15 protein-coding genes are annotated in these 16,696 nt (G+C 68.0%); 6 read left to right on the top strand and 9 right to left on the bottom strand.

What is annotated here, in order from left to right:
• Window positions 1–69: 69 nt before the first annotated feature.
• The 8 genes from HR9077_RS21205 to doeA all read right to left on the bottom strand — a co-directional run bounded on the left by HR9077_RS21205 (window position 70) and on the right by doeA (window position 9,655).
• On the bottom strand, window positions 70–1,476 hold the full coding sequence (locus tag HR9077_RS21205; RefSeq protein ID WP_136069288.1) for an aminotransferase: 1,407 nt from the start codon (window positions 1,474–1,476) through the stop codon (window positions 70–72).
• Between the two features lie 182 nt (window positions 1,477–1,658).
• A complete protein-coding gene (locus tag HR9077_RS21200) occupies window positions 1,659–3,128 on the bottom strand; it encodes an NAD-dependent succinate-semialdehyde dehydrogenase (RefSeq protein WP_210726002.1) in 1,470 nt (489 codons plus the stop codon).
• Window positions 3,129–3,310: 182 nt separating this feature from the next.
• Window positions 3,311–3,541 carry a hypothetical protein gene (locus HR9077_RS21195; protein ID WP_136069286.1) on the bottom strand — a complete coding sequence of 77 codons (231 nt, stop codon included), beginning with the start codon at window positions 3,539–3,541 and terminating at the stop codon, window positions 3,311–3,313.
• Window positions 3,541–6,015 (bottom strand): FdhF/YdeP family oxidoreductase, encoded by a 2,475-nt coding sequence (locus HR9077_RS21190; RefSeq protein ID WP_136069285.1) that lies wholly within the window; start codon window positions 6,013–6,015, stop codon window positions 3,541–3,543. The genes HR9077_RS21195 and HR9077_RS21190 overlap by 1 nt, the downstream gene beginning before the upstream one ends.
• A gap of 61 nt (window positions 6,016–6,076) precedes the next feature.
• Complete coding sequence (locus HR9077_RS21185; protein ID WP_136069284.1) at window positions 6,077–6,853, bottom strand: formate dehydrogenase accessory sulfurtransferase FdhD; 777 nt, start codon at window positions 6,851–6,853, stop codon at window positions 6,077–6,079.
• Between the two features lie 43 nt (window positions 6,854–6,896).
• On the bottom strand, window positions 6,897–7,373 hold the full coding sequence (locus HR9077_RS21180; protein WP_136069283.1) for an Lrp/AsnC family transcriptional regulator: 477 nt from the start codon (window positions 7,371–7,373) through the stop codon (window positions 6,897–6,899).
• Window positions 7,374–7,423: 50 nt separating this feature from the next.
• Window positions 7,424–8,440 carry a N(2)-acetyl-L-2,4-diaminobutanoate deacetylase DoeB gene (doeB, locus tag HR9077_RS21175; protein ID WP_136069282.1) on the bottom strand — a complete coding sequence of 339 codons (1,017 nt, stop codon included), beginning with the start codon at window positions 8,438–8,440 and terminating at the stop codon, window positions 7,424–7,426.
• A 15-nt stretch (window positions 8,441–8,455) separates the two neighbouring features.
• Window positions 8,456–9,655, bottom strand: a complete 1,200-nt coding sequence (gene doeA / locus HR9077_RS21170) for an ectoine hydrolase DoeA (protein ID WP_136069281.1) — start codon at window positions 9,653–9,655, stop codon at window positions 8,456–8,458.
• 202 nt (window positions 9,656–9,857) lie between these two features.
• Between doeA and ehuR the strand changes: the two genes are divergently transcribed.
• From ehuR to HR9077_RS21150, 4 genes are all read left to right on the top strand, one after another.
• The gene (gene ehuR, locus HR9077_RS21165) at window positions 9,858–11,264 is read left to right on the top strand and encodes a MocR-like ectoine utilization transcription factor EhuR (protein WP_136069280.1); all 1,407 of its coding nucleotides are present in this window, start codon (window positions 9,858–9,860) and stop codon (window positions 11,262–11,264) included.
• Window positions 11,265–11,329: 65 nt separating this feature from the next.
• Window positions 11,330–12,265, top strand: coding sequence for a 2-hydroxyacid dehydrogenase (locus tag HR9077_RS21160; RefSeq protein WP_136069279.1), 936 nt, complete (start codon window positions 11,330–11,332; stop codon window positions 12,263–12,265).
• A gap of 88 nt (window positions 12,266–12,353) precedes the next feature.
• Complete coding sequence (locus HR9077_RS21155; protein ID WP_136069278.1) at window positions 12,354–13,340, top strand: ABC transporter ATP-binding protein; 987 nt, start codon at window positions 12,354–12,356, stop codon at window positions 13,338–13,340.
• Complete coding sequence (locus HR9077_RS21150; RefSeq protein WP_136069277.1) at window positions 13,337–14,098, top strand: ABC transporter permease; 762 nt, start codon at window positions 13,337–13,339, stop codon at window positions 14,096–14,098. The genes HR9077_RS21155 and HR9077_RS21150 overlap by 4 nt, the downstream gene beginning before the upstream one ends.
• Window positions 14,099–14,146: 48 nt before the next feature.
• Here the strand turns inward: HR9077_RS21150 and HR9077_RS21145 are convergent, their stop codons facing one another.
• Entirely contained in the window at window positions 14,147–14,707 is a 561-nt protein-coding gene (locus tag HR9077_RS21145; protein ID WP_136069276.1) for a DJ-1/PfpI family protein, read from the bottom strand.
• 229 nt (window positions 14,708–14,936) lie between these two features.
• Between HR9077_RS21145 and HR9077_RS21140 the strand changes: the two genes are divergently transcribed.
• Together HR9077_RS21140 and HR9077_RS21135 are read left to right on the top strand one after the other, a co-directional pair.
• Window positions 14,937–15,644: a hypothetical protein gene (locus HR9077_RS21140; RefSeq protein WP_136069275.1), complete on the top strand. Its 708-nt coding sequence runs from the start codon at window positions 14,937–14,939 to the stop codon at window positions 15,642–15,644.
• 120 nt (window positions 15,645–15,764) lie between these two features.
• Window positions 15,765–16,691 carry a LysO family transporter gene (locus HR9077_RS21135; RefSeq protein WP_136069274.1) on the top strand — a complete coding sequence of 309 codons (927 nt, stop codon included), beginning with the start codon at window positions 15,765–15,767 and terminating at the stop codon, window positions 16,689–16,691.
• The last annotated feature ends 5 nt before the right edge of the window (window positions 16,692–16,696 follow it).

Below are 16,696 nucleotides of genomic sequence, written 5' to 3'. Positions count from 1 at the left end.
GGCAGCAGTCCTGGTGGGAGCAGAGTTATTCGCTATTTTCGCGGTATCAGCCGGCCCCGGGAGCGTAGATCAGGCTTTCAAGTCACCCGAGCGGACGAGCTCATCGGTAACCCTGTCCACCGCGCGCTTGGCACGGGCGACGACCTCGTCGACCTCGTCGCGGGTGATCACCAGCGGCGGCGCGAAGCCGAGAATATCGCCATGGGGCATGGCTCGGGCGATCAGGTCCTCCTCGACCGCCGCAGCGCTGACCCGCGGGCCGACCTTCAGCCCCGGCGAGAAGTGCGCGCGGTTCGCCTTGTCGGGCGAGAACTCCAGCGCCGCCAGCAGGCCGATGCCGCGCACATCCCCGACCAACGGGTGATCGGCGAAGGTCGCCTGCATCCTGTGCTGCAGGTAGGCGCCGGTTTCGGCGGCGTTCTGGGTCAGCCCCTCGCGCTCGATGATCGCCAGGTTCGCCAGACCGGCGGCGGCGCCCAGCGGATGGCCGGAGTAGGTCCAGCCGTGGCCGATCGGGCCGAACTCGCCGGTGCCCTGCTCGAGGACTTGCCAGACCTTGTCACCGACGATCACCCCGGACAGCGGCTGGTAGGCACTGGTCAGGCCCTTGGCGACGGTGATCAGGTCGGGGCGCATGCCGAAGTAGTGGCTGCCGAAATCGGTGCCGATGCGACCGAAGCCGGTGACCACTTCATCGGCGATCAACAGCACGTCGTACTTGGCCAGGACCTGCTGGATCTCGTCCCAGTAGCCTTCCGGCGGGGCGACGATGCCGCCGGTACCCAGCACCGGCTCGCCGATGAAGGCGGCCACGGTGTCCGGGCCTTCGGCGAGGATCATCGCTTCGAGCCTGGCCGCGCAATCCCTGGCGAACTCGCGTTCGCTCATGCCCGCCTGGGCGTCGCCGCGCCGGTAGTAGTACGGCGCCTCGGTGTGCAGGATGCCATCGATCGGCAGGTCGAAATGATTGTGGAAGGTCGGTAGCCCGGTCAGCGAGCCTGAGGCGATCCCCGAGCCGTGATAGCCGCGGCTGCGCGCGATCACCTTCTTCTTCTCGGTGCGGCCGAGCACGTTGTTGTAGTAGCGCACCAGCTTGAGCTGGGTCTCGTTGGCATCGGAGCCCGACATGCCGTAGTAGACCTTGGACATGCCCATGCCGGCGAGCTCGAGGATCTTCTCGGAGAGTTCGATCAGCGGCTCGTTCGAAGTGCCCACGTAGGTGTGGTAATAGGACAGCTCGAGGGCCTGCTGGTAGATCGCCTCGGCCATCTCGGTACGCCCGTAGCCGATATTGACGCAATACAGCCCGGCGAAGCCGTCGATCATCTCGCGGCCCTGCTTGTCGACGATCGAGATGCCCTTGCCGCCGGTGATCACGCGGCCCGGCGCGTCGCCGTGGGCGAAGTCACGCAGGTGCGTCGAGGCATGGAAGGTGACCTTGCGGTCGCGATCGATCAGATCGTTATGCAGACTCATGATATTTTCCTGATTATTGTGCCGGCCTCGCCGGCGAAGCCTAAACGTCGAAACGACTCAGTAACAGCGACGAGCCTCGGGCCACGAGCAGCTCAGGGACATGGCTCGTGGCTCGTGGCTCGTGGCTCGTGGCTCGTAGCTCGTAGCTCGTAGCTCGTAGCTCGTAGCTCGTAGCTCAAAGGCTAGCTTCCCGACAGCGTGCCCAAGCCACCGATGCAGTAGTACTTGGTCTCGAGGAACTCCTCGATCCCCGCGGTGCCGCCCTCGCGGCCCAGGCCCGACTGCTTGACCCCGCCGAACGGGATCGGCGGCCCGGTCATCTTGACGGTGTTGACCGAGACCATGCCGTTCTTCAGTGCGCGCATGATCTTCCAGATGCGCCGCACGTCATAGGTGAAGAGATACGCCGACAGCCCGTACTCGGTGTCGTTGGCCATCTCGATCACCTCGTCGTCGCTGCGATAGCGGGTGATGCCGGCCACCGGCGAGAAGTTCTCCTCGCGCCAGATCTGCATCTCGGCGGTCACCTCGGTGAGCAGCGTGGGCATGAAGTAGTTGCGCCCCGGCGCCTGCGACTGATCACCGTGCACCAGCGTCGCGCCGCGGGACAGCGCGTCGTCGACGATCGAGGTGGCCTTCTCCACCGCCCGCTCGTGGATCAGCGGGCCGAGATCGATCTCGCTGTCCAGCCCGTTGCCCACCGTCAACGCCTTCATGCGCTCGGCGAAATGTTCGACGAAGGCGTCGTGAATGTCCTCGTGAACCAGGATGCGGTTGGCGGCCAGGCAGTCCTGCCCGGCGGTCTGGAACTTCGCCGCCACCGCCGCCAGCGCGGCTTCCTTGGGGTCGACGTCAGGGCCGACGATGAACGGCGCATTGCCGCCGAGTTCCAGCGACACGCGCTTGACGGTGCTGGCCGACTGCTCGAGCAGCAGCCGCCCGACCGGGGTGGAGCCGGTGAACGACAGCGCCATGACCCGGGTGTCCTTGCACAACACCTCGGAGACCGTCGCCGCATCGCCCAGTACCACGTTGAACACGCCGGCGGGAATGCCCGCGCGCTCGGCGAGCTCGGCCAGTGCCAGCGCGGTGAACGGCGTCTCGCCGGCCGGCTTGACCACCACCGGGCAGCCGGCCGCCAGTGCGGCGCCGGCCTTGCGGGTGATCATCGCCAGCGGAAAGTTCCAGGGCGTGATCAGCGCGGCGACGCCGACCGGCTCCTTGATGGTGCCCAGCGCCGAGTTGGGGATGTGGCTGGGGATCGTCTGGCCGAAGGTGCGCTTGCTCTCCTCGGCGAACCAGCGCACGAAGCTGGCGCCGTATTCGACCTCGCCGCGGGCGTCGGGCAACGGCTTGCCCTGCTCGAGGGTCATCAGCGTCGCCAGGTCCTCGCGATGGGTCTGAATCAGGTCGTACCAGGCGAGCAGCCGGTCGCAGCGCTCGTCGACGCGCAGCCCGCGCCAGTGCACGAAGGCCCGATCGGCAGCGTCGACGGCCCCGCGAATCTGCTCCGCCTCGAGCAGCGGGATGTGACCCAGCGTCTCGCCGGTGGCCGGATTGATCACGGCCTCCTCGCGCCCCGCGTCGCCGTGGGTCCACTTGCCGTCGATGTAGGCGTACTGGCGGAATAACCGCAGGTCGCTGAGTTTCATGATTGCCCCCTGAAACGAACCTCGAAAAGACATGGCCGGGTATCGCTACCCGTCTGCCTGTCAGGCTAGAGGATTCGGCGCCAGAGGTGTTTCTGTTCGCCGCGGTGGCGAGGCGGGATTTTTCTGGAAACCGCGACGTCGGAGCGGTTTTTTTCGGCGACGAGGCCCTGATGGCCGACCGGTCAGGTCGACGGCCAGCGCCCCCGCGCCTGCAGTCCGCTGATTGCCCGCAGCACCAGCGCGCGCTCGACGCCCAGTTCGCGGGCCGCCGAATCGGCCGGCACATCGCCCAGCAGCTCGACGAGCGCCAGCAGCGTCGCCTCCAGCGTCGCCTCGCCGGCCAGGCGGTGGCGATCGATGGCGGCCATCAGTTGCGCCTCGTCGAGTGCGGCCAGACGCTCGCGCCAGCGCATCAGGCCAGCCGCCGGCTGGCCTCCAGACGCACCGCCACCGCCTTCGAGGTGGGCGTGCCGCTGCCTTCGCCGACGCTTTCCAGCGGTACCAGCGCGTTGGCTTCGGGGTAATAGGCCGCGCAACAGCCCGACGGCGTGTCGTAGGCCACCAGCCGGAAGGTCGGTGCGCGCCGCTCCACGCCCTCATGGGACAACCCCACCAGATCGACCCACTGGCCGTCGGCGAAGCCCAGTCGGGCCAGGTCGTCGGGATTGACGAACAGCACCCGGCGCTGGCCCTTCACGCCACGATAGCGATCGTCGTAGCCGTAGACGGTAGTGTTGTACTGATCGTGGCTGCGCAGCGTCTGCAGGGTCAGCCAGCCGTCGTCGCGGCGGGCGTGCAGGCGTTGATGAAGCACCGCCTCGGGCAGCGGCGTGGCGCCGAACGTCGCGCGCCCCGAGGCGGTGACAAAGCGCCGCGCGCTGGCCGGATTGTCGAGCCGGAAGCCGCGCGGCTGGCGCAGCCGGGCGTTGAAGTCGTCAAAGCCGGGGACCACCGCCTCGATCTCGTCGCGGATGCGGTCGTAGTCGTCCGTCAGCGCCGCCCAGTCGACCACGTCCGGGTCGATGCCGCGCGCCGGCAGGACCCGCGCCAGGGTGGCCGCGGCGATGCCGGCGACGATTGCCGGCTCGGAGCGCAGTTGCCTTGACGCCGGCTCCCGCAGCCCGGCACTGCCGTGAACCATCGACATCGAGTCCTCGACGCTGATCTGCTGGGACTCCCCCGCCGGCCCCTGGCGATCGATCTCGGTGCGTCCCAGGCAGGGCAGGATCAGCGCATCGCCGCCGAAGGTCAGGTGGCTGCGGTTGAGCTTGGTGCTGATCTGCACGCTGAGCCGGGTGCGCTGCAACGCGCGCTCGGTGCGCGCGCTGTCCGGGGTGGCACGACTGAAGTTGCCGCCCAGTCCGATGAACACCTCGGCCTCGCCGTCTTCCAGCGCATGAATGGCGCCGACCGTATTGAAGCCGGGAGCACGCGGCATGGCCACACCGTAGCGTGCCTCCAGCGCGTCGATCAGCCACGTCGGGGCGGTCTCGTCGATGCCCATGGTGCGATCGCCCTGGACGTTGGAATGCCCGCGCACCGGGCAGGCGCCGGCGCCCGGGCGACCGATGTGGCCGCCGAGCAGCAGCAGATTGACCAGCTCGCGAACGGTGGCCACCGAGTGTTCGTGCTGGGTCACGCCCATCGCCCAGGTGACGATCATACGCTGGGCGCCGGCAACCAGCTCGGCGACGTCTTCGATTTCAGCGCGGGTCAGCCCCGACTGGGCCTCGATGGCCTGCCAGTCGCAGCCTTCGACTACCGAGCGCCATTCTTGATAACCCCGGGTATGCGCGGCAATGAAGCCCCGGTCGGGGGTGAAGCGGCCCCCGGCCTCGAGGGCGAACAGCGCCTTGGCGATGCCCCGTGCCAGGGCCATGTCACCGCCCATCTTGGGCTGGTAGTAGTGCGAGGATATCGGCCGGCTGCCGTGACGCAGCATCTCGAGCTTGTTCTGGGGGTCGGCGAAGCGCTCCAGGCCACGCTCCCTGAGCGGGTTGAAGCTGACGATCCGCGCGCCGCGCTCGGCGGCGCGGCGCAGGTCGCCGAGCATGCGCGGGTGGTTGGTACCGGGATTCTGGCCGAACACCAGGATGGTGTCGGCCTGCTCGAAGTCCTCGAGGGTCACGGTGCCCTTGCCGACGCCGAGGCCGGCCTGCATGGCCACGCCACTGGCCTCGTGGCACATGTTGGAACAGTCGGGGAAGTTGTTGGTGCCGTACAGCCGCACGAACAACTGGTAGAGGTAGGCCGCCTCGTTGCTGGCCCGCCCCGAGGTGTAGAACAGCGCCCGGTCGGGCGAGTCGAGCGCGGCGAGATGCTCGGCGATCAACTCGAACGCCGTCGGCCAGTCGATCGGCCGGTAGCGATCGCTGGCGGCGTCGTAGCGCAGCGGTTCGGTCAGCCGTCCCTGGTCCTCGAGCCGGAAGTCGTCCCAGCCGAGCAGTTCCTGCACGCTGTGGCGGGCAAAGAATTCACGGGTGGCGCGCTTGGCGGTCGCTTCCCAGGCCACCGCCTTGACGCCGTTCTCGCAGAACTCGAACGACGAGCCGTGGAGCGGATCGCCCCAAGCGCATCCCGGGCAATCGAAGCCCTGCGGCTGGTTGGCGGCGAGCAGCGCGCGCACGCCCTCGAGGGGCGCGCCGCTGCGTCTGAGGTGGCGGCCGACGCTCTTCATCGCGCCCCAGCCGCCGGCCGGTCCGGCGTAGGCTTCGATGCGCGGGTCCCGGGTCAGCGTGGCGTCGGCTTCGGGCAGCGTTTCCGGCGACGGGCGTTGCGGCGGGGGGTCGGGGCGCTTGCCGAGTGCCTCGCCGGGATTCTTGCAGGGGCTCTCGCAGGGGCTCTCGGAAGAACTCTCCGGAGCGACGTTATCGGATGATGACGACATGACGGCCTATGGATTGACATGAATCGGAAAACGGCTGGCGACCCGGGCGAGAGTGCTCGGCTCAGCCGCCGCCACTGAGCAGTTCCAGCCGGCGGCCACGATGGCAGCAGACCAGGTTGAGTTCACAGGCACGGGCGATTTCCACCGCCAATGCCGAGGGCAGCGCCAGGGTCGCCAGCGTGGGGATACCCGCGCGCACGCACTTCTGCACCAGTTCCAGGCTGCAGCGGCTGGACAGCAGGATCGCGGCGGGCATGGCGGCGGCCTCGAGCCCCGCGCCGATCACCCGGTCCAGCGCGTTGTGACGACCGATATCCACGCCGGTGAAGCGTACCTCGCCGTGCTCGTCCAGCCCCAGCGCGGTGTGCAGCCCGGCGCGGCCGCTCCGGTTGAGCGCTTCCAGGCCGCGCTCGAGAGCCGCCACCGCCAATGGCGGGTGCGCCGGCAAGCGGGTCAGGCCGAACATCAACTGGGCTTCCTCGGCCACCCCGCATGCGCCGCAGCTGGATACCGAAGGCCCGCCGCGCTTGAGCCCCGCCGCGCGCTCGACGAGGCGCGGCGCCACCGACAGCCGCACGCTCAGCCCGTGGCGCAGGTGCGACAGCTCGATCGCCTCGACCTGGGCGGCACGCTCGATCCAGCCGGCGGTGAAGGCATGGCCCAGGGCCAGCGGCTCGAGCGCCTCGGGAGTCGCCAGCAGGGTGACCATGGCGGTGTCGTTGAGGGCCAGGGTGATCGGCTGCTCGGCGGGATCGCCGAACGCGCGCAACGGCCGGTCGCGCTGATCGTCGTAGCCATTCGGCGCAGTGCGGGCAGGAGCGGGCTGGGATGATGGCATGGGTGATCCGGTCAGCAAGAGGGCACGATACCTCAGGATGGGCTCAACAGGTATCCCCGTCGAGGGTCATCGGTGGTGCCTGATGCTTGACGGTCTTGGTGACGATGTAGGTGAAGTAGCGCTCGATGCCCAGTTCCGAGGTCAGCCATTCGTCGATCAGCCGCTGATAGGCGTCGATGGAGGGTGCCTCGACCTTGACCAGATAGTCGACGCCGCCGCCCACCGCCACGCATTCGGTGACGACGGGCTCGCCGCGCATGGCGTTCTCGAAGCGCTGGAAGCTCTCGGCATTGTGCGCCTTGAGTTCGATCTGCATCCACACCGGGTTGCGCTTGACGATCGCCCTGGCGTTGATGCGCGCCGAATAGCCCTCGATCACCCCGGCCGCCTCCAGCCGCCGCACCCGCTCCCAGCACGGACTGACCGACAGATTGATCGCCTCGGCCAGCCGCGACTTGGTGATGCGGCCGTCCGTGGCGAGGATTTCCAGGATCTTGAGATCGTAGCGATCGAGCTTCATGCGGGTCCGTTGTCGAGGCCGCCGGCGGCGCCGGCGAACGTTGTAGCGGCTCAGGCGTCGAGGGAATCGACCACCTCGGCGATCACCGCGATGGTGTCGCCCATGTTGACCAGCGACGGAAAACGCCGCGCCACCAGCACGCCGCTGCGCTTGGCGCGGTACTCGACCGGCGCGGCGCCGGTGCGGGTCATGTCGTAGATGCGCGCGATCACCTCGCCCTCGCGAACCTTGTCGTTGAGCGCCAGGGTCAGTTCGAGCAGGCCGGTATGCTCACTCTGCACGTAGCAGGAGGCATCGGGCATGTCGACGAAGACCTGCGGCTCGTCGGGCAGTTCCAGCTCGCCGTCGATCAGCCCGTAATGAATCAGGAAGTTGCGTATGCCGCGCTCGGCGATCGCCATGCGCTCCGGGTTGGTGGAACCGCCGCCGCCGAGCTCGGTGGCGACGAACACCTTGCCCTGGCTCTCCACCGCGGTGTCGAACAGCTTGGCGGCGTCGAGCTCGAACATCAGCATCGCGGTGGGCGCGCCGAACGCCTTGGCGCCCTCCACGGCCTGGCGCTGCAGCGCCTTGTCCTCGAGCTGGTGCGAGGCGCCGAACGGAATGATGTCGAGGGTACGCCCGCCGGAGTGCAGGTCGAGCACCACATCGACCAGCGGCACCAGGTAGCGGGTGAAGTAATCGGCGATCTGCTCGGTGACGCTGCCGTCGGGATCGCCGGGAAAACTGCGATTGAGGTTGCCGCCGTCCATCGGCGAGGTGCGCCGGCCCACCTGGGCGGCGGGCACGTTCATCATCGGCACGATGATCACCCGGCCGTGGACGTCCTTGGCCTCGAGCGAGTTGGCGAGCTTGAGTAGCCCCGTGATGCCCTCGTACTCGTCACCGTGATTGCCGCCGGTCAACAACGCGCTGGGGCCCTCGCCGTTGCCGACCACGGTGATCGGGATCATCACCGCGCCCCAGGCCGACTCGTCGGTGGAGATCGGCAGCTTGAGAAAACCGTGCTGGACGCCGTCGGCATCGAAGTCGACGGTCGCGGAAATGGGGCTGGGGCGTTTGCTCATGTCGTGCTCCCTACTTTACTTGACGAACAGCTGACGCGGGAAATCGGCCAGCGGTTCGGCGCCGTTCTCGGTTATCAGGATACTCTCGGTGATCTCCAGACCCCAGTCGTCCATCCACATGCCGGGCATGAAATGAAAGGTCATGCCTGGTTCGAGGATCGTCTCGTCGGAGGGGCGCAGGCTCATGGTGCGCTCGCCCCAGTCCGGCGGATAGCTGATGCCGATCGGGTAGCCGCAGCGCGCACCGCCGCGGTCGAAGCCGTACTTGTCCATCGCCGCGCCCAGCGCCATGGCGATGTCGGCACAGCGATTGCCGGGCTTGGCGACCGCCAGGCCGTTCTCTATGCCCTCGAGCAGCGCCGACTCGCCGCGCACGAACTCCTTGGGCGGCGTGCCCAGGAACACGGTGCGCGACAGCGGCGCATGGTAGCGCTTGTAACAGCCGGCGATCTCGAAGAAGGTACCCTCGCCCTCGCGAAACGGCGTGTCGTCCCAGGTCAGGTGCGGCGCGGCGGCGTCGGAGCCGGTGGGCAACAGCGGCACGATCGCCGGGTAGTCACCGCCGAACACCGTGCCCTGGCCGTCGGTCCAGCCCTCGGTGCCCACGCGGTAGATCTCGGACACCAGCTTGCTCTTGGCCAGGCCCGGCTCGATCACCTCGAGGATCCGCGAATGCATGCACTCGACGATCCGCGCGGCGACCCGCATGTACTCGATCTCCTGCGGCGACTTGATAGCCCGGCACCAGTTGACCAGCGCGTTGGCATCGACGAAGCGCGCATGGGGCAGCTCCTTGATCAGGCTCAGGTAGGCCTTCGCCGAGAAGTAGTAGTTGTCCATCTCCATGCCCACCACGCCGCGATCCCAGCCCCGCTCGGGCATGATCGACTGGGCCAGGTACTCCATGGGGTGCATGTCCGGATTCTGGACGTAGTAATCCGGGTAGTAGGTGATGTTGTCGGGATCCAGCCAGCAGGTGCGCAGCGCGCCGTTGCTGTCCTGGCGCCGGCCGTACCACACCGGCTCGCCCTCGAGCCCCAGCAACACGCACTGATGCACATAGAACGACCAGCCGTCGTAGCCGGTCAGCCAGGCCATGTTGGAGGGATCGCTGACGATCAATACATCGATGCCGCGCCGGGCCATCGAACTACGCACTTTCCACAGACGCTGAGCGTATTCCTCACGCGTGAACGGCAGGGTCACCTGGATCATGGGCCTCGTCCCAACACGAATCGCCAAATTCGACCCTCGCCGCCATGCGGGAGGGCGAGCCGCTTGCCTGGACGCTTGGTAACAAGCCGACACCGAAATTGTCATGACTCGAGCTTGTTGAAAGCATGACAATTACCTGCCAATGTCCTGTGGCCGATACTAGCACCAAGGCTGAGCCAGCCGTCAAAGGCTTTATTGAATCATGACAATTGACCTGACGCCCTACCTGTCCCCGCAGGGTCCCAAGTACCTGGCCATCGCCCGGGCGCTGTCCGAAGCGATCCGCCACGGCGAGCTGACCCCGGGCACGCGCCTGCCGCCGCACCGCCAGCTCGCCGAAGCGCTGGGCGTCAGCGTACAGACGGTATCACGGGCCTATGCCCAGGCCGACAGGATGGGCCTGGTCCAGGCCCGGGTGGGCAGCGGCACCTGGATCAACACCCTCGACGACAAGCGCGAGACGGAGTACCTGCGCACCGGCGAGGCGCGACCCGAAGCGGCGCTGATCGACCTGTCGATCGCGCACCCGGTCTGCCCGCCAACCCACCACCTGCGCTTTCGCGAGACGCTCGCCGAACTCGCCGAGTCGGCCTCCCCCGAGGTTATCTCGACCTGCCGCCCGATCGCCGGCCTGGTATATCAGCGCGAGCGCGCCGGCCAGTGGCTGCGCGAACGGCTCGGCGTTCCCGGCGACACCGAGGAGCGGATTCTCTGCAACGGCGCCGCCCATGGCCTGATGGTGGCGATCACCACGGTGGTCCAGCACGGCGACGTGGTGCTCACCGAAGCGCTCAGCGATCACGGCCTGATCGCCCTGTCGCGCAGCCTGGGCTTTCAGCTGCGCGGCGTGACGATCGATGCCGAAGGCATCGTCCCCGAGGCGCTGGACGCCGCCTGCCGTCGCTTCCAGCCAAGCGCCGTGTGTCTCACGCCGACCCAGCTCAACCCCACCGGAGCGACCATGGGCGAGGCGCGCCGCGACGCCGTGGCGGCGGTGCTCGAGCGTCACGGCGTATGGCTGATCGAGGACGACGTGCATGCGCTGCTCGAAGCGCCGGGCCTCGCCCCGCTCGCCGCCCGCCTGCCCGGCCAGAGCTTTCACGTCACCAGCCTGACCAAGGTCACCGTGCCGGGGCTGCGCGCCGGTTATCTGACGGTGCCCCGCGGCCAGCTTCATCACGCCCTGCCCCGCCTGCGCGCGACCAGTTGGATGGCCACGCCGCTGATCTTCGAGATCGCCGACCGCTGGCTGGCCGACGGCAGCGTCGAGTCGCTGGCCGCCCAGCAGCGCAGCCTGCTCGCCGAACGCCAGCGCCTGGCCGCGCGCCGCCTGCAGGGCCACGAGCTCGCCGCTCGGCCCTCGAGCCTGCATGTGTGGGTGGCGTTGCCCGCCGCCTGGCGCGCCGAGGAGCTGCGCCAGCAGGCCGAGCAGGAGGGCCTGGCGCTGACCGCCTCGCAGCCGTTCATGGTCGAGCAGACTCCGCCCCCGCGGCGCGTGCGCCTGAGTCTCGGCGCCGAACCCGACATCGAGCGCCTCGACCGGGGCCTCGAACTGGTCGCCCGCTTGCTCAACGAGGCACCGCCTCCCATGCTGGAAATGGTCTACTGACTCGCCAGGCCAACCGTTCACGACCCGCTTACAGCTCATGGTCCACTCAGGGAGATAAAGAGCCGATGCGCATACTAGTCCATAGCGACGACGCCACCACCTGGCGCGACGCGCTGGCCCACCGCCTGCCCCACGCCGAGGTGGTCACCAGCGAGGAGGCCGACGCCCGAGCTCAACAGGCGGATTACCTGGCGGCCTGGAAGCCACCCGCCGAGCTGCTCGAGAGCCAGACCCGACTCAAGGGTATCGTCAATCTCGGTGCCGGTGTCGATGCACTGCTCAACAACCCCGGCCTGCCCCGCGACGTGCCGATCGTCAAGCTGCGCGATGCCGGCATGGCACCGCTGATGGCCGATTACGTGCGCTTCGGCGTGCTCTATTTTCAGCGCGATTTCGATCGCTACTTCGCCCAGCAAGCGCACGCCGTGTGGCACGAGTCGCCGCTGGTCGACAAGGCCGACTGGCCGGTGGGGATACTCGGCCTCGGCGCCATCGGCGCGCATGTCGCCCAGGCGCTGGCCGGGGACGGCTTCCCGGTGCACGGCTGGAGCCGTTCGCCCAAGCGCCTCGACGGCGTCACCTGCCATCATGGAGACGCGGGTCTGGACGAACTGCTGGGTACGGTGCGCACGCTGGTCACGCTGCTGCCCGACACCCCGAGCACCCACGGCATCGTCAACGCCCGCACGCTGGCATTGATGGCCGACGGCGCCAGCCTGATCAATCCCGGGCGCGGCACGCTGATCGACGAGGACGCGCTGCTCGCCGCGCTCGGCCCCGGCGACAAGGAGGGCCGGCTGCGCGGCGCGCTGCTCGACGCCTTCGGCGAGGAACCGCTGCCCCGCGAAAACCCGCTGTGGGAACACCCGCGGGTACGCATCACTCCGCACATGGCCGCGCCGACCCCGGTGCAGGACGCCGCCGACCAGGTCGCCGCGCTGATCACCGCGCTCGACAACGGCGAGGAGATCGAGACCATCGACCCCCGTGCCGGCTATTGAGCGCCCTCGTGCGGCCCGGGGCCGGTCGCGGATATGCTAAGGTGCTTGCATCGCCAACGCCCAGCAAGGCCGCCCGGAACACGCCATCATGAACGACAGCCTGACCGTGACGCAGCAATCGCGCGCGACGTCCGCCCCGAGCGACGTCGCGCCGGCGATCGTCAGCGTCACCAACCTGACCAAGACCTACGCCTCGGGCCACCAGGCGCTCAAGCCGATCGACCTGGAGATCCGCCGCGGCGAGATCTTCGCCCTGCTCGGCCCCAACGGCGCCGGCAAGACCACCCTGATCAGCATCATCTGCGGGCTGGTCAACCCCAGCGGCGGCACGGTGCTGGCCGACGGCCATGACATCGTCCGCGATTACCGCGCGGCCCGCGAACGTATCGGCCTGGTGCCGCAGGAACTGACCTCCGACGCCTTCGAGAGCGTATGGAACACCGTCAGCTTCAGCCGCGGGCTGTTCGGCAAGCCCGCCGATCCGGCGCACATCGAGCGCGTGCTCAAGGACCTGGCGCTGTGGGACAAGCGCAACGACAAGCTGATCACCCTTTCCGGCGGCATGAAGCGCCGGGTGCTGATCGCCAAGGCGCTGTCCCACGAGCCGCGGATCCTGTTCCTCGACGAGCCCACCGCCGGGGTCGATGTGGAACTGCGCCGCGACATGTGGAACGTGGTGCGCCGCCTGCGCGAGGCCGGCGTGACCATCATCCTCACCACCCACTACATCGAGGAAGCCGAGGAGATGGCCGACCGCATCGGCGTGATCAACAAGGGCGAGATCATCCTGGTGCGCGAGAAGCGCGAACTGATGCGTCAGTTGGGTCGCAAGCAGATGACCCTGCAGCTTCAGCAGCCGCTCGCGGCGATTCCGGCCTCGCTCGCCGACTACCCGCTGGAACTCGCCGAAGACGGTCTGGAACTGGTCTACAGCTACGACTCCCAGCAGCAGCAGACCGGCATTACCGGGCTGCTCAACGCGGTCAGCGCGACGGGCATCGAGGTCAAGGACCTGCACACCCGGCAGAGTTCGCTGGAGGATATCTTCGTCAACCTGGTCAAGGAGCGTCAATGAACCTCACCGCGGTCCGCGCCATCTACCGCTTCGAGATGGCCCGCGCCCGGCGCACGCTGCTGCAGAGCGTCGTATCGCCGGTACTCTCGACATCGCTGTACTTCGTGGTCTTCGGTGGAGCGATCGGTTCGCGCATCAGCGAGATCCAGGGCATCAGCTACGGCGCGTTCATCGTGCCCGGGCTGATCATGCTGATGCTGCTTACCCAGAGCGTGTCCAATGCCTCGTTCGCGATCTTCTTTCCCAAGTTCTCGGGAACCATCTACGAGCTGCTCTCGGCGCCCATCTCGCACTTCGAGATCGTGCTCGGCTACGTCGGCGCCGCGGCCACCAAGTCGATCATCCTGGGGCTGCTGATACTGGCCACGGCCAGCCTGTTCGTGCCGCTGCAGATCGCCCACCCGCTATGGATGCTGCTGTTTCTGGTACTCACCGCGATGACCTTCAGCCTGCTGGGCTTCATCATCGGCATCTGGGCGGACAACTTCGAGAAGCTGCAACTGGTGCCGCTGCTGGTGATCACCCCGCTGACCTTCCTGGGTGGCACCTTCTACTCCATCGACATGCTGCCACCCATCTGGCAGACACTGACCCTGGCCAACCCGGTGGTCTACCTGGTCAGCGGCTTCCGCTGGAGCTTCTTCGGCATCAGCGACGTCAGCCTCGTCGCCAGCCTGGGCATGATCCTGCTGTTCCTGGGGCTGTGCCTGGCCATCGTGGCGTGGATCTTCCGTACCGGCTATCGCATCCGGCCCTGAGTACCCTCGCAAGGCCGACGGGGCGCCCCGCCGGCCTTCAGTCCGTAATCAGCTCAGCAGCTCGTTGAACTGCCTGAGCCATTCGGGATGCGCCGGCCAGGCCGGCGCGGTGACCAGCTTGCCGCAGGTCACCGCCTGGTCGACGGCAATGTCGGCGAAGTTGCCCCCGGCAAGGCGTACTTCCGGCGCGCAGGCGGGGTAGGCGGAGACCTTGCGCCCCTCCAGCGACACCGCGGCGGCCAGGATCTGCACACCATGGCAGATCGACGCCACCGGCTTGTCGGCCTCCATGAAGTGGCGTACCAGCTCGAGCACCCGCTCGTTGAGACGCAGGTATTCCGGCGCCCGCCCACCGGGCACCACCAGCGCATCGTAGTCGGCAGGGTCGGTCTCGCCGAACGTCGCGTTGAGGGTGAAATGGTGACCCGGCTTCTCGCTGTAGGTCTGGTCGCCCTCGAAATCGTGGATGGCGGTCCTGATGCTGTCGCCCTCGCGCTTCTCGGGGCAGACGGCATCGACTCGGTGGCTCATCGCCTGCAGGGCCTGGAACGGCACCATGATCTCGTAATCCTCGACGAAATCACCGGCAATCAACAGAATCCTGGCCATGACTACGCTCCTGTTATGAAATCCTGCCATTAATGAGGGCGACCCATCGCGAAGCTGCATGCCGACAAACCGCCACATCCCGTGTTTAGCAAGATAGCGAGTGCGCGGCGAGTGCGCACGTGGCGACAGGTGGCGTGTGCAGCCCGTGGAACGCGCGCCGTGTTCGCCGGTCACACCGCCACGCGTCTCCATTCGCATCGACCGGCGACCGAACGAAGGATACCCACGCATGCCCGACTCGATACGCGCTCGCTTCTGCCCGCCGCTTGCAGGCCTGCTGCTGGCGGCCTGCCTGCTCCTGGCGCCATTGGCCACGGCAGCCGGTCCGGCGCAGCCGGTCGCCTTCGAGGCCCGCTACCGGCTCGCACTCGACGGCTGGCCGGACATGACCATCGACCATAGCCTGAGCCGCCAGGGCGAGCACTGGCAGAGCCGCATGCAGGCCAGTGTTTCGATCGCCAGCGGTCGCGAGACGGGCCGCTTCCGGATGGTCGACGATGGCCTCGAGGCGCTGCTCTATACCAGCCGCTACCGGCTGATGGGCTTCGGCGAACGCTTTCGCCTCGACGCCGACCAGCTCGCCAGGCTGCCCGACCGCCAGACGGCCCTGTTCAGCCTGGCGCGACGCGCGCCCGCTGCCGCGTGTCGCGGCAAGGCCGCCACGCCCTGCACGCTCCGCTATCTGGACCACGAAGGCGAGGAGGGAACCCTCGACTATCGGGTGCGCGGACTCGGCCGCCACGCCACGCCGGCGAGCACCTTTCCCGCCGTCACCGTCGAGGCCTGGTCGCCGGACAAGCCCGAGCGCCGCCTGACGCTGATCTTTCATCGCAACGTGCCGGGGCTGCTGCTGGGCATGACCTACCGCCGCGATGGCGAGCGCCGTAGTCGCCTGAGCCTGGTACACGTTTCCAGCGAGGACGATCAGCCACGCTGATGGGACATCAGCGATTGTCACTATTGCCCCGCCCCCGCCCGACCCGCCGCTCTGGTAAGCTGACCGGCTCGATTGCGCGGCCATCCGAGCCGCGCGCCCACCGACAAGGAATCTGGACAAATGGTTTCGGGGCTAGTGATCATCCTGCTGCCGCTGATCCTCGGCTACCTGGTGCCGGTGCGCCATGCCGGGCTGCAGGCGGCGATCAACCACGGCGTCAACGGCTCGATCTACGTGATCCTGGCACTGATGGGCGTCAGCCTGACCGGGCTCGACGACCTGGCCGGCCAGCTCGGTCGCATGGGCGGTCAGGCGACGCTGCTGCTGGCGGTGATCGCGCCGATCAATCTGCTCGCGCTGTACGTGCTGTCGCGGCGCAGCCGGCTGCGCGCGGGCACCTCGCCGGTGGTCGCGGGCGCGCCGACCAGCAAGCTGGCCGCGATGCGCGGGTCGCTGATGCTGGCCGCCGTGGTGTTGATCGGCGTGCTCGCGGGCATCGTCTGCGGCCGACTGGGCTGGGCGACGGCCCCGGCGCTTGCCGAATGGCTCGCCGAGTGGGTGCTCTATGCGCTGCTCGCGCTGATCGGCTGTCAGCTGCGCAACTCCGGCATGCCGCTCAAGCAGATCCTGCTCAACCGTCACGGCCTGGCGATCGCCCTCACCGTCGCCGTCAGCTCGCTCGCCGCCGGGCTGCTCGCCGCGCCGCTGCTGGGGCTGCCCTGGAACGAGGGGCTGGCGCTGGCCTCGGGATTCGGCTGGTATTCGCTGTCCGGTATCCTGGTCGGCGACCAGCTGGGGCCTGTGCTCGGCGGGGTGGCGTTCTTCAACGACCTGGCCCGCGAGTTGATCGCCTTCCTGCTGATTCCGCTGGCGATCCGGCGATTCACGCCGCTGGCCATCGGCTTCGGTGGCGCGACCGCGATGGATTTCACGCTGCCGGTGATCCAGCAGCACGGTGGCGTCGCCTGCGTGCCAATCGCCGTGGTCAGCGGTTTCATCCTGTCGTTGCTGTCGCCGCCGCTGACGCTGTTCTTTCTGTCGCTGTAGGCCGA

The organism is Modicisalibacter radicis (genome assembly GCF_900961225.1).
GTDB lineage: Bacteria > Pseudomonadota > Gammaproteobacteria > Pseudomonadales > Halomonadaceae > Modicisalibacter.
The sequence above is the reverse complement of the archived record's forward strand: the minus strand, read 5'-3'. Positions and strand labels throughout refer to the sequence as shown.